Annotated in this window: 14 protein-coding genes; 3 read left to right on the forward strand and 11 right to left on the reverse strand. The window is 62.6% G+C overall.

What is annotated here, in order from left to right; genetic code table 11:
* Window positions 1-457 precede the first annotated feature (457 nt).
* From LOZ74_RS06720 to LOZ74_RS06745, 6 genes are all read right to left on the reverse strand, one after another.
* On the reverse strand, window positions 458-607 hold the full coding sequence (locus LOZ74_RS06720; RefSeq protein WP_230293399.1) for a hypothetical protein: 150 nt from the start codon (window positions 605-607) through the stop codon (window positions 458-460).
* Window positions 608-770: 163 nt separating this feature from the next.
* Window positions 771-1994 carry an argininosuccinate synthase gene (locus LOZ74_RS06725; RefSeq protein ID WP_230293400.1) on the reverse strand — a complete coding sequence of 408 codons (1224 nt, stop codon included), beginning with the start codon at window positions 1992-1994 and terminating at the stop codon, window positions 771-773.
* A 109-nt stretch (window positions 1995-2103) separates the two neighbouring features.
* Complete coding sequence (locus LOZ74_RS06730; protein WP_230293401.1) at window positions 2104-3399, reverse strand: cyclopropane-fatty-acyl-phospholipid synthase family protein; 1296 nt, start codon at window positions 3397-3399, stop codon at window positions 2104-2106.
* A 115-nt stretch (window positions 3400-3514) separates the two neighbouring features.
* A complete protein-coding gene (locus LOZ74_RS06735; protein ID WP_230293402.1) occupies window positions 3515-4279 on the reverse strand; it encodes an SDR family oxidoreductase in 765 nt (254 codons plus the stop codon).
* A 97-nt stretch (window positions 4280-4376) separates the two neighbouring features.
* Window positions 4377-4733: a glycine zipper 2TM domain-containing protein gene (locus tag LOZ74_RS06740; protein WP_230281369.1), complete on the reverse strand. Its 357-nt coding sequence runs from the start codon at window positions 4731-4733 to the stop codon at window positions 4377-4379.
* Window positions 4734-4942: 209 nt separating this feature from the next.
* A complete protein-coding gene (locus LOZ74_RS06745) occupies window positions 4943-5536 on the reverse strand; it encodes an FMN-dependent NADH-azoreductase (RefSeq protein WP_230293403.1) in 594 nt (197 codons plus the stop codon).
* A 36-nt stretch (window positions 5537-5572) separates the two neighbouring features.
* Here LOZ74_RS06745 and LOZ74_RS06750 point away from each other — a divergent pair, with 36 nt between their 5' ends.
* Window positions 5573-6013 carry a helix-turn-helix domain-containing protein gene (locus tag LOZ74_RS06750; protein WP_230293404.1) on the forward strand — a complete coding sequence of 147 codons (441 nt, stop codon included), beginning with the start codon at window positions 5573-5575 and terminating at the stop codon, window positions 6011-6013.
* Here the strand turns inward: LOZ74_RS06750 and rlmN are convergent.
* Window positions 6010-7257, reverse strand: a complete 1248-nt coding sequence (gene rlmN / locus LOZ74_RS06755; protein ID WP_230293405.1) for a 23S rRNA (adenine(2503)-C(2))-methyltransferase RlmN — start codon at window positions 7255-7257, stop codon at window positions 6010-6012. The two genes, LOZ74_RS06750 and rlmN, sit on opposite strands and share 4 nt — an antisense overlap.
* A 61-nt stretch (window positions 7258-7318) precedes the next feature.
* Window positions 7319-8056 carry a 2OG-Fe(II) oxygenase family protein gene (locus LOZ74_RS06760; RefSeq protein WP_230293406.1) on the reverse strand — a complete coding sequence of 246 codons (738 nt, stop codon included), beginning with the start codon at window positions 8054-8056 and terminating at the stop codon, window positions 7319-7321.
* Between the two features lie 236 nt (window positions 8057-8292).
* Here LOZ74_RS06760 and LOZ74_RS06765 point away from each other — a divergent pair, with 236 nt between their 5' ends.
* Window positions 8293-8976 (forward strand): outer membrane protein, encoded by a 684-nt coding sequence (locus tag LOZ74_RS06765; RefSeq protein WP_370638882.1) that lies wholly within the window; start codon window positions 8293-8295, stop codon window positions 8974-8976.
* A 75-nt stretch (window positions 8977-9051) separates the two neighbouring features.
* On the opposite strand, the gene LOZ74_RS06770 is transcribed toward LOZ74_RS06765, so the two are convergent.
* From LOZ74_RS06770 to LOZ74_RS06780, 3 genes are all read right to left on the reverse strand, one after another.
* On the reverse strand, window positions 9052-9528 hold the full coding sequence (locus tag LOZ74_RS06770) for a hypothetical protein (protein WP_230293407.1): 477 nt from the start codon (window positions 9526-9528) through the stop codon (window positions 9052-9054).
* A complete protein-coding gene (locus LOZ74_RS06775; RefSeq protein WP_230293408.1) occupies window positions 9521-10000 on the reverse strand; it encodes a GreA/GreB family elongation factor in 480 nt (159 codons plus the stop codon). The genes LOZ74_RS06770 and LOZ74_RS06775 overlap by 8 nt, the downstream gene beginning before the upstream one ends.
* A gap of 69 nt (window positions 10001-10069) precedes the next feature.
* A complete protein-coding gene (locus LOZ74_RS06780; protein ID WP_230293409.1) occupies window positions 10070-12130 on the reverse strand; it encodes a lytic transglycosylase domain-containing protein in 2061 nt (686 codons plus the stop codon).
* Between the two features lie 111 nt (window positions 12131-12241).
* Between LOZ74_RS06780 and dapA the strand changes: the two genes are divergently transcribed.
* Entirely contained in the window at window positions 12242-13132 is an 891-nt protein-coding gene (gene dapA / locus LOZ74_RS06785; RefSeq protein WP_230293410.1) for a 4-hydroxy-tetrahydrodipicolinate synthase, read from the forward strand.
* The last annotated feature ends 25 nt before the right edge of the window (window positions 13133-13157 follow it).

Genomic DNA, 13157 nt, shown 5'->3' on the forward strand with positions numbered 1-13157 from the left:
TGCGATAACGCGCGCATTGGCCGCGTTTATGCGCCGCCTATCCCGCGGCGAATCAGCCTGTTTTGTTGCTTTTGTGGATGTTGTCGGGCGAACCAAAGCAAATGGGGCCGGTATCGCTACCGGCCCCACTCTCACCGGCCCGTGGCTTCCAATTCGTGCTGGCACGATTGGAAGGCTTGGCGCCCGGCGGTTTCGGCATTGACCCTAAGGCCATCGCCTCTGTCGCACGGCGCTCGCGCCGGCATCCGGTCTGTTTCCGCCTTGCCGTTTGATCGCCATGGGCAAAGCCCGTCGGGATCGGTTCGCAAGCGCATCCGCATACCGAGGTCATGTTTCCTGCTGCCGCTTCATCCGCATCATCGACCCGAAGGCCGCGTGACTTGTCCGCGATTGCCGGTTTTCTGGCCATCCATCGCCCATCGACTTTGTGGCGATCCGGTCGGGCATTTCGAATGCTTCACAAGGAAGCCTTCAAAGGGGTGCCGTTTCCGTCTTGCCGGTCTTTGACCGATGCATCGTACGTTTCGGTAAATCGTCCCGCTTCAGTGCCTTGCGGCATGATCCGGAAAGCAACCTTCCCGTTCGACAGTTGAAGAATGCGCCGCATGCATGAGTCGCGCAATTTACTTATCCACAGAAATGCGGTTTTCCGGTGGACAAGAGTGGAAAAGCCACTATGAGTGCGCGGTTTCGTCCGGTTCCTGACGCGCGGCGTGGCGGAAATCCGCCATTTTTGCCGCCACGCAGCCGGTGGATAAAATTCTCCGGTCTCAGCCGCCCTGCTTGGCCAGCAGCTTCAGACGCAATGCGTTCAGATGGATGAAGCCTGCCGCATCCTTCTGGTCATAGGCGCCGGCATCATCCTCGAACGTGACATGCTTTTCGGAATAGAGGCTCATCGGGCTCTTGCGGCCCACCAGATGCACGCCGCCCTTATAAAGCTTCAGACGGACCGTGCCGGTCACCTTCTGTTGCGACAGGTCGATCGCGGCCTGCAGCATCTCGCGCTCGGGCGCGAACCAGAAGCCGTTATAGATCAGCTCGGCATATTTCGGCATCAGCTCATCCTTCAGATGGGCTGCGCCGCGATCCAGCGTGATCTGTTCGATCCCGCGATGGGCAGCGGCATAGATCGTGCCGCCGGGTGTTTCATACATGCCGCGCGACTTCATGCCGACAAAGCGGTTTTCCACCAGGTCGAGCCGGCCGATGCCGTGCTTGCGGCCCAGATCGTTGAGCGCAGCCAGCAGCGTGGCCGGGCTCATCGCCGTGCCGTTCAGCGATATGCCGTCGCCCGTTTCAAAGCCGATCTCGACATATTCGGGCGTATCGGGCGCATCCTCGGGATTGACCGTGCGCGAATAGACGTAATCGGGCGTTTCTTCCCACGGGTCTTCCAGCACCTTGCCTTCCGACGAAGTGTGGAGGAGGTTCGCGTCGACCGAGAACGGGCTTTCGCCGCGCTTGTCCTTGGGCACGGGAATCTGGTGTGCCTCGGCCCACTGGATCAGCGCGGTGCGGCTGTTCAGATCCCATTCGCGCCACGGGGCGATCACGCGGATGTCGGGGTCGAGCGCATAGGCCGACAGTTCGAAACGGACCTGGTCGTTACCCTTGCCGGTTGCGCCATGGGCGATCGCGTCGGCGCCGGTTTCATGCGCGATTTCGATCAGCCGCTTGGAAATCAGCGGGCGGGCGATGCTGGTGCCCAGCAGATAGTCGCCTTCGTAACGGGCATTGGCGCGCATCATCGGAAAGACGAAATCGCGTACGAATTCCTCGCGCAGATCGTCGATATAGATATTTTCGTCGGGCAGGCCCATCAGCTTGGCCTTGGCCCGCGCGGGCTCCAGTTCCTCGCCCTGACCCAGATCGGCGGTAAAGGTCACCACCTCGCAATTATAGGTCACTTGCAGCCATTTCAGGATGACGGATGTGTCGAGACCGCCCGAATAGGCAAGGACGACCTTTTTGATGTTCGATGTATCGGTCATGGCTGCATGGCTTTCTGAACAGGATGCGTATGCGGTTCCGGCGCGAATGCGCGTCGCAGCGCGCCCCTAAAACAGAGCGGATAAGGGGGCAAGGGGAAGCGGCGCAGTTTCAGGCCGTCGAAAGCGCCTTTTCGGGTGTGGGCGCGGTTTCCCCGGCCATGATCATCCGCTCGGCCTCTGCCATATAGTCGCGGTGCAGCGGCAGGGCGCGGCGGTTGCGGACATACTGGATCTGGAAATTGCACATGCCGCCGCTTTCGAACGCGGCGGTCGCGCCCGACAGATAGAATGTCCACATGCGGAAGAACTTTTCGTCATACATGGCGACGATCTGGTCCTTGTGCGCAAGGCAGCGCTGATACCATTCGCGCAATGTCAGCGCGTAATGAAGGCGCAATGTCTCTACATCGGAAGCGATCAGGCGCACCTTCTCGCTCGCGGCGACGGTTTCGGACAGGGCGGGGATGTAGCCGCCCGGGAAGATATATTTGCGCGTAAAGGCATCGGTCGTGCCGGGTTTGCCCATGCGGCCGATGGTGTGGATCAGTGCGACGCCATCCTCTTTCATCAGCCGGGCGCAGCAGCGGAAATAGGTTTCGAATTGCGGTTGTCCGACATGTTCGAACATGCCGACCGATACGATCCGGTCGAATTGCGCCCCTTCGGCCGCGAGATCGCGGTAATCGACCAGCCGGAAGGTTACGCGGTCGGCGACGCCCGCCGCCTGTGCCCGTTCGCGGGCGAGGGCAAGCTGCTCCTCGCTCAGCGTGATGCCCAGCACCTTTACATCGGCATGACGGGCCAGAAAGATCGCCATGCCGCCCCAGCCGCAGCCGATGTCCAGCACCAAATGCCCCGGTTTCAGGTCCAGCTTGGCAGCGATATGCGCCAGCTTTTCGGTCTGGGCTTCCTCCAGCGTCATCCCCTCGCGCGGCCAATAGGCACAGCTGTATTGCATATGGGGCGCATCCAGCATCAGGCGGTAGAGGTCGTTCCCGATGTCGTAATGATGGGCGACATTGGCCTTGGAACTTGTTGCCTTGTTGAACTGGGTGGCAAGGAATTTCAGCCGGTCGGCCATGCGGCGGCGGAAACGGGGCGGTGAAATGCGCTGTCCCGCGTCCCAATGGTTATTGCCCTGCAACAGCTCGACCATTTCCATGATGCCGCCGCCATCCTCGACGATCAGCCGGCCATCCATGAATGCCTCTGCCGCACCAAGGCGCATGTCCATGACGATATCGCGGGGGACGTTCCTGTCGGTAAAGCGGATCGAAACTTCGGGCATGACCCCGTCGGGGGTGCCGAAGGAACTGGTCGATCCGTCGGCATAGGCAATGCGCAGTCGCCCGCGCTTCACCGCTTTGGCCAGCATGGTTTCAAGAAGACGCTTGGCGCCGATCATGGGCGGTTTCTCCGGATATGGCACGCTGAACGGATAGCGCGGGGCATGCTGGCTTGCAGATTATGGCCTGATCGCATGGGTTCAAGGGTTGATTGCCCGTTTTTGACAGGCCACTTCAGGCGCCCGCCGCCGCGCGCGCCATGAACAACACGTCGCGGGGCTGATCCAGCAGATGCTGTCCGGAATCGACGCATATCGTCTCTCCGCTCGCCAGATGGCCCTGCGCCAGAAACACCGCCGCATCGGCCAGCTCTTCGGGGCGGGTCAGCCTTTGCAACAGGTTCATGCGCCCGCTGGTCTGATGCTCGTCAGCCTGCTGGTCATGGCTGGGCAGCATCGCACCGGGCGCGAGGCCATAGATGCGGTCGGCACTGCCCCGATGTTCCATCGCCAGCATGCGCGTCGCCATACCCAGCGCGGCCTTTGACATGGAATAGGAGAAGAAATCGGGATTGGCGTTCCACAATTTCTGGTCGAGCACATTGATCACGCGCTTGCCATGCGCGGCATTCGCGCGGGCCAGAAAGCGCTGCGCCAGCACGACAGGACCTGCCGCATTGGTATGCATGGCGCGCGCGAAAATGGCGGAATCGATGGCGCGTGCATCGTCATATTCGAATAGCGAGGCGCTGTTCACCACGGCGCGCCAGTCGGGCAAGCGGGCCGCCAGATCGTCGGCCATGGCGGCGGTCGCCTGCGCATCGGACAGATCGGCCTGAACCGCTTGGGCAGAGGGCAGGGCATCGCAAAGCGCCTGAGCCGCATCGGCGGAGCCGCGATAATGGATCACGACGTGCCAGCCCGCATCGGCAAAACGCTGTGCCATGGTCGCGCCCAGTCGTTTGGCGGCACCGGTGATCAATACGGCTGGCTTGGTCATATCCGTCAACTAGCCATGGTTGGATCGCAAAGAAAAGGGCCGGAAAGGCAGATGCTTTCCGGCCCCGTTCCTGTCGGTTCGACAATGGCAAGCTGTCTTAGCGGCAGCGTGCGTTGCCGCGATCGATCTCGCGCCCGATCAGCGCACCCGCAGCCGCGCCCAGCACGGTGCCGGTGGTGCGGTCGCGTCCGCCATCGATTTCGCGGCCCAGCAATGCGCCGCCGGCCGCGCCGATGATCAGGCCCGTGGTGCCATCGTCGCGCTTGCAGCGATACCGGCCGTCGTCGCCGCGCCAATACCGGTCGCCCGAACGCATGCGGCGCGGTTCGTAGTGGTGGCGGTCCTTGGCGCGCTTGCCATAGGCAGGGGCCCATGGCGGAGGGTCGGCAGCGGCGGGGGCTGCCGGAATGGCCACGGCGGCGGCAAGCACGGTTCCGATCAGTGCCATTTTCATTGTTACGTCCCTTTCCTCAAAAGATGCCGCCACGAGGGCGGCTTTGCATGCAGATTGCTTCAGGAAAGCCAAACCTTTGATGAACGATCCTTTCAGCCAGTGTTGTCTCCGGTGAATGGTGTCCGGCGGGCGATGAAATGAGGTTAACCCGTTGAATACCGGACCGGATCGAACACCGGCTGCGATGCAGGAAAGGGGAGGGAGCCGGCTTACAGCGCTGCGATCTGTTCTTTCGCGGCGGCAATCGCCGTCTCGTGGCCGCCGGGCATTCCGACGCCTTCGGCACGAATGATGGTCAGGTCTGTGATGCCGATAAAGCCGAAAAAGGTCTTCAGCAGGCCTTCCTGAAAATCGACGGGACTGTCGTCGCCATAGGCGCCGCCGCGGCCCGATGCGACGATGATTTTCCGGCCACCCGCAAGGCCTTCGGGACCGGCTTCGGAATAGCGGAAGGTGACGCGGGGAACGCCCAGCCGGTCGATCCACGCCTTGAGCGAGGAGGGGATGGTGAAATTATACATCGGCGCGCCGACGACCACGATATCGGCCGACAGGAATTCGTCGAGGATCGCCTGCTCGGCAGGGGCGGCGGCCTTCATATCGTCGGTCCACTGGTCTTCGCCCAAACGGATCGCGCCGGTGGTGATCGGGTTCAGGTGGGCAAGCGGCTCGGTACCCAGATCGCGGACCACGACCTCGGCATCGGGGTGGTCGGCTTGCAGCTTCGCGATAATCAGATCGGTGACCTCGCGGGTGACGGAACGGGCACCATTGGTGCTTGAATCGACTCGAAGAATTTTCATGTGACAACTCCGGTATCAAACGATAACCAATGACATATGGAGACGACCCACAGCATCGCGCAAGAAGGCACACTATCGTCCGCAGGGCACACCGATGTGACCGACGGAGCAGATTTTGCGCATTCGGCAGCAGCCTGCCCCGCCTTTACCGAGGTGTTGTCGCGCGTGGGTGATAAATGGTCGATGCAAGTCGTTATGCAACTGGGCGGCGGATCAATGCGGTTCAATCAGCTGCGGCGCGAGATCGACGGCATATCGCAGCGCATGCTGACCCGCACGCTGCGCGGGCTGGAGCGCGATGGCCTTGTCAGCCGCAAGGTAACGCCCAGCGTCCCGCCGCGGGTGGATTATACGCTGACCGCGCTGGGCGAATCGCTGCGCGGGCCGGTCAGTCGGCTGGGCGAATGGGCGTTCCGGAACAAGCAGGCCGTGGCCGATGCGCGCAGCACCTATGACCTGCGCGAAGAAAACGATTAGTCCTGCGCGGCCTGTTTCTCTGCCGCGATCCGGTCAAGCTCGGCACGGCTTTTCTTTTCCGCGGCCGTTTTCAGCTGGCCGCAAGCCGCATCGATGTCGCGCCCGCGCGGGGTGCGAACGGGGGCGCTGATACCGGCTTCGAACACGATATTCGAAAAGCTGCGGATGCGTTCGGGCGTCGAGCATTCATAGGGCGCGCCGGGCCAAGGGTTGAACGGGATCAGGTTCACCTTCGCCGGCAGCCTGTATTTCTTGATCAGGCGGACGAGCTCGCGCGCGTCGTCGTCGCTGTCGTTCTTGTCCTTCAACATCACATATTCGAATGTGATGCGCCGCGCATTCGACGCGCCGGGATAGTCGGCGCAGGCCTGCAGCAGTTCCTCGATCCCGTATTTCTTGTTGATGGGCACGATCTCGTCGCGCACATCCTTGGTTACGGCATGGAGCGAGACGGCAAGATTCACGCCGATCTCCGCGCCGCAGCGGTCCATCATCGGCACCACGCCGCTGGTCGACAATGTGATGCGCCGCTTGGACAGGGCCAGCCCTTCGCCGTCCATCACAATGCCCAGCGCGTCGCGGACATTGTCGAAATTATACAGCGGTTCGCCCATCCCCATCATCACGATATTGGTAAGCAGGCGGCCGTCCGCGGTATATTCGGCCTCCGTCTCCTCGTCCGCCATGTCCATCCGGCCCTTGGGCCATTCGCCCAGCGCATCGCGGGCCAGCATGACCTGTCCGACGATTTCCCCGGGTGTCAGATTGCGGACAAGGCGCATCGTGCCGGTGTGACAGAACCGGCAATTCAGCGTGCAGCCGACCTGGCTCGACACGCAGAGCGTGCCGCGATCCGCGTCGGGAATGAACACCATCTCGTAATCATGGTTGTCGGCAGTGCGCAGCAGCCATTTGCGCGTGCCGTCGCTCGAATGCTGGGCCTCGACCACTTCGGGGCGGGCGATGACGAAACGTTCGGCCAGCCACGGGCGCATGGTCTTGGCGATGTCGGTCATCGCATCGAAGTCCGAAATGCCGCGGTGATAGATCCAGTGATAGACCTGCTTGGCGCGCAGCTTCGCCTGTTTCCTGTCCAGACCCGCTTCCTCGAACAGGCCCGCGATCTGTTTCTTGGGCAGGCCAAGCAAATCGATGCGGCCATCCTCCCGCTCGGTAATCGGGCGCGGGACGGGCACGGGATCGATGTGGCCCGGAATGGGCATATTGGCTGGCACTGCTGTCATGATGCGCCGCCATATAAGGGGAAGCGCCCCGTTGCGCCAGTCCCGCCGGAAGGCAGGCGGTTCAGGCGCTGCGCAGCCAGCCGGTAAAGGACAGGCGCGGCCCGCCCGCGAAGGGGGTGACGAAGCTTACCGAATGGCATTGCGGCACGCGGAACAGATGCAGCGTGTTGAACCGCGGCACATAGCCGGTGGTGATATCGCCATCGTCGTCGTGGAATTGCAGCAACCCGCCCCATTCGGGGCGCCAGCGCGGCGACAGGTTCAGCACATAGGCGGCAATGCGGCTGCGCCCCTCGATCTCGTCATGATGGCGCGTCAGGAAATGACCGGGCTGATAGCGTGTGGCCTGTCCGTCGACCAGGGCGATGCGATCGTCGCCCGTCAACCTGCGGAACAGGGCCAGACCGGCATCCGAATTGAACAGGTCGAGAAGCCGGTCCAGCACATTGCCGCGCGCGGCGCGCTCCGCCGGGTCTTCGGAAACGCGGGAGACATCGTAATAGCGCTGGAACTGTTCACGCGCACCTTCATAGATCGCGGCGTTAAGCTGGGCACCCTTTGGCGTATTCTCAAGCTCTGCGATCGAATCGGGCCCCAGATCCCACGTCCGCTCTCCCTGATTGAACGCCCGCCACCATTCGGCTCCGGTCATCATGTAATGGACCAGCATCGCGGCGTGCCCTTCTTCCAGAACACCCTCGGCACGGGCATGGCCGGTCGCGGCGTAAACGCCGGCCACCCGCTCGATCTCTGTCTCCGGCAGGGCGATGCCGGGCTGGTCTTGCGTTATCGCGTTCATGGCCCACGCCCCTAGATCATCTTGCCCCATATAGAAAGAACGCGCGCGAAGCGCAAAATCCGGAAAAGTTCCGCATCTTATTGTATCGCAGGGTGTTTGTCGCAAATCCGGCACATTTTGGCGACCTGAGGTGTAGAATATGCGGCAAGTCGCATTGTTGTCTTATGTTCATGAAACGCAAGATTGTGTCCGGGCATTTCCCCGGTCCATGCCCCGCGAAAGGGGCAATGAGGGAAATGATTGGAGTACTTATGAAAAAGCTGATTTCCATGGCCGCCGCCGGTACCGCTGCCGCCATCGTCGCCATGCCAGCCGCTGCGCAGTCGGGCGATTACGATTTCTCGGGCCCGCGCGTCGAGGCGATCATCGGCTATGATATTTCGCGTGCCGGTTCGGATTCCGACAATGATCTGAACGACATGGACGACGAAAGCATCGACGGCCTGCTGTATGGTGTCGGCCTTGGCTATGACGTCGATATGGGCGGCGTCGTGCTGGGTCTCGAAGGTGAATACACCGACTCGACCGCCAAGACCGAATATAGCGACGGCGGCGATTTCGAAGGCTTTGGCCTTGGCCGCGTCGATACGGGCCGGGATCTCTATATCGGCGCGCGCGTCGGTGCGAAGGTGGCGCCCGATGTGCTTGCCTATGTGAAGGGCGGCTACACCAATGCGCGTTACAACGTGCTGGCCCGCGACGGTGAGACCGAGCTGAAGGACAATATCGACACCGACGGTTATCGCCTGGGTGCCGGCGTCGAATATGCGATGAGCGAGAACACGTTCGCGAAATTCGAATACCGCTACTCGAACTATGGCGAGGCCGAGTTCGATTACGGCAACGATATCGAAAGCGACCGTTTCGACATCGATACCGACCGTCACCAAATCGTCGGTTCGGTCGGCATGCGCTTCTAAGCGTAAGTTTCCGACGCGAAAGGGGCGGGGCCGGTCAACCGGTCCCGCCCTTTTGCGTTCTCGAAACCCTTTGGCTCAACGCGCGCAAGCGACGATGGCGGCATCCATCGCGGTGGGCGCGCCGGTCAGATCATAGATGTCACGGAAATAGCGGGATCTCTGGTCGCGGGCGAAAACGGTCATGCTGTCCGCCTCGCGCAAAGCGGCGATAATCGCCTTGCTGCCGCCGCGTTCGGTGTCGCGGCTGGTGGCCGTCGCGCCTTCGCCCGACAGTCGAAAACGCCGGTTGCCGATCTGCAGCGTAACCGCGCTGCCGGTGCGGATCACCCGCGACAGGCGCAATTGCAGCGCAGGGGCATCGGGCGAAAGCGAGACCGAGGCGAAAGGGTCCAGTTCGCGCGCGGCGGTCGACGGTTCTGCCTCGGCAATGGCATAGCAGCGCTTGCCATCCTGAAACGCGCCCCAGCCTGCGTGGACCGAAATCGCCTGCGGAGCCGCCATGGCGGGCATGGCAAAGCCCAGCAGCGCCAGCAGGGCAAGGCGCCTAATCATAGGCGATCCCAATGACTTCCCACTCCTTGTCCCCCGCAGGAAGGCGCACGGTGCGCAAATCGCCCGTTGCCGCGCCGCGTAAGGCACGGGCCAGCGGGCTGCCCCAGCCGATCCGGTGCGCGCCCGCGTCGGCTTCGTCATCGCCGACGATGGTCACAACGCGATGCTCGTCATCCTCGTCCGCGATGGTCACGGTCGCACCGAAATAGACGCGCCCCTTGTCGGGCTGTTCTGCCGGATTGACGACACGCGCCGCCTTCATCCGGCGGGCGAGACGGGCCAGTTCGCGATCGATCTCGCGCAATTTCTTGCGGCCATAGATATAATCGCCGTTCTCGCTGCGGTCGCCGTTTCCGGCTGCCCAGCTGATGATCTCGACAATTTCGGGCCGGTCCTTGCCCAGCAGCGTATCATATCGCGCGCGCATGGCCGCGAACCCTTGCGGGGTGATGGGATTGCCGGTCGGTTTCATCGGAATTGCCCTAGCGCGGGCCGGATGATCCTGTCACCCGGCCCGGGGCTGTTTTCGATGGGATAAAGATCAGCTTCCCGGCTGCTTGCGCATGTAATAGCTGAGCGGATAGGCGCCGCTGTTATTGCCCGCATCGGGATAGAGCGCGTCGTAATAGGCCGCGTTTTCCAGCACGCGGGCTACATAGCGGCGCGTTTCGCTGAACGGAATCGCCTCGATCCATTCGACCCAGCCGATTTCGCCGCGACGCGGATCGCCATTGGCGCGCAGCCATTTGCCGACATTGCCGGGGCCCGCATTATAGGCCGCGATGGCCAGCGGATAGGAACCGCCGAACACATCCATCATCCGCGCGAAATAGCCCGAACCGAGGCGGATGTTATATTGCGGATCGCTGATGAGAGAGCCGGAATTATAGCTCAGATACATCTTGCCGGCCTGTTCCTGCGCGGTGCCGGGCATCAGCTGCATCAGCCCGCGCGCGCCCGCATGGCTGACGGCATCGGTGGCGAACTGGCTTTCCTGACGGGAGATCGCGTGCACCATCGTCCAGTCACCCGCACCCGTCGGCACGTCGACACGCGGAAACGCATAGGGAGAGAATGCATAAACCTGCTTGGTCGAAGCCTCACGCCCTGCGATCACGGCAAGGTCGCGGCGGCCGGTTTCGCGCGCCAGCTCGGCGATCAGCGCATATTCTTCTGCCGTCTCCGCCTGTCGGCCCAGTTCCTTGAAAAAGGCGACGCCGGTGCGCCAGTCGCCTGCACGGCCGACTTCGCGCGAAGCCTGCACCAGCGGGCGGCGGTTGAATTCGGCGCGCGCCTCGGCACTGGGGGTGGCAAGGCGGCCTGCCGGTACCGCCAGCGGACGGCCCAGCTTTTCCAGCGCCATCTGGCCATAGAACTGGTCGGGATAGGCCGCGGCCTTTTCGAATTCTGCGCGGCTGAAATCGCCCATGCCTGCCTTTTGCGCGGCAAGTCCGGCGAAATAGAATCCCTTGGTTCGGGCAGGGGCAGTCATTTGCGATGCGCCGTAGATGGCGAACATGCGCGCCGCGCTGCCATTGTCGCCGCGCCGCATCGCAGCCTCGCCGACCGTGTAGAACAGCTTTTCATATTCGTCGCGGATCGGGCCCGACAGTTTCGACACATCGGTGCCCGCCGGAAAGGCCGAATCCGCGCGCTGCGCGATGCGGACGGCCGTGCCGATGTCGCCGCTTTCGACCGCGAAGCCCGCCTGATAACGCATTTCGCGCACGAATTGCAGCGGATCGGTCGGAATACCGTTCAGCGCAGGCGAATTGACGATAAAGCTGCGTGCCGCCGCCTGCTGGCCCGAATTGCGCAACTGCCGTGCGCGGTTATAGATCCAGCCCGGATCGCCCGCCGCGCTGGCCGGAACCTGCAGCCCCAGTGCCGACGGATCGCTGCCTTGCGCCGTGGCAAGCCGTGCCATCATCAACCCGCGTTCGGGGCCGGTGATATAGCGCATCTGCCGCGCCGCGGCCTCACCCTCGTTCTGCCACAGCAGTTCGTCCACGCGGGCCAGATGGTCGGCCGTGGTGAACGCGCCGCCGAACATGGCCGACAGCGAAGCCTCTGCCGTGGGCGACATCGCGCCCGCGCGCCATGCGCGGCGGGCCGCGTCGATCGCCTGCGGACGGCCCAGCGACCGCAGTGCCAAGGCATATTGCGCCTGTCCCTGCGCGGTCAGCGGGGGATGGCTGTCAAAAAAGGACACCAGCCGCGCGGCATCAACATATTCGCTGGCCAGCCGCCCCTCGGCCTTTTCCTGAAGCGATTCCTGATTGGGAAGGCCGGGGTATTGCGCGATAAAGCCCGAAACCTCGGCAAAGCTGGGGTTCGGCTGGTTCTGCAATTGTTGCCAGCGCGACACGGCATAGGCCATCGGGCCGGGACGCACCGCCATCTGGCGCTGACGCGCCCGTTCCCAGTCGCCCGGCTGCCATTGAACGTCGCTGAAATGATCCTGCGTTGCCGATGCGGTGCCCGACGCCGCATCGTCTGCCCATGCGGGCGAAGCGGTCAGCGCCAGTACGGCCAAAGGCGCAACGCCGGTACGAAGTCCGGCAAAAAGGCGAGAAAGACGTTTTGTGTCCATGCTGGACATAGTAGGGGGTCCCTCCTTATCAGCGAATGAACGGCGGGTTCGCGCAGGTGATCCTGCAGGATCGCGGCAAGCCCCGCCAACAAGATACTGTATTCAGGAGCGATTCCAACAATGTTCTCGGGTTCGATTCCGGCACTGGTCACCCCCTTTAACGACGGCGCGGTTGACGAAGCCGCTTTCCGCCGACTGATCGACTGGCAGATCGAGAGCGGTTCGTCCGCGCTGGTCCCCTGCGGCACCACGGGCGAGGCCTCTACTCTCTCTGTCGACGAGCACCACCGCGTGGTCCAGATTTGCGTGGAACAGGCGGCGGGCCGTGTTCCGGTTATAGCCGGTTGCGGGTCGAACGATACCGCCACCGCACTTATGCACATGGAGCATGCGGCTCGATACGGCGCGGATGCGGCACTGGTCGTCGCGCCTTATTACAACCGGCCCAGCCAGGCCGGCCTGATCGCCCATTTTTCGCATCTGGCGACCCATTCGGACCTGCCGATCGTGTTGTATAACGTGCCGGGCCGGACGGTCACCGATATCGAACCGGAAACCGTATGCGAACTGGTGAACCTGTTCCCCGAAAAAATCATCGGCATCAAGGATGCAAGCGGCGATCTGTCACGCGTGGTCGATCACCGCATGGGCATCGGCCGCGATTTCTGCCAGCTGTCGGGCGACGACGAATTGTCGCTGCCTGCCAATGCGGCGGGGGCTGCGGGCTGTATTTCGGTAACGGCCAATGTCGCGCCGGGACTGTGCGCCGAATTCCAGAAAGCCTGCGCCAGCAATGATTTCGCGCTGGCCCGCAAGATCAACGACCGGCTCTATCCGCTGCATTACGCCATGTTCGAGGATTCCTCACCCGCGCCGGTCAAATATGCGCTGTCGCGGGTGCATGACTGGATGAACTGTTCGGTCCGCCTGCCGCTGACCGCGTGCAGCGAACCCGCGCGGCAGGCTGTGGACGCGGCGCTGGTGCATGCCGGATTGCTGGAAACGGCCTGATTGCATACCCGCCGGATCAGTCCCG

The organism is Croceicoccus sp. Ery5, assembly GCF_020985325.1.
Classification (GTDB): Bacteria; Pseudomonadota; Alphaproteobacteria; order Sphingomonadales; family Sphingomonadaceae; genus Croceicoccus.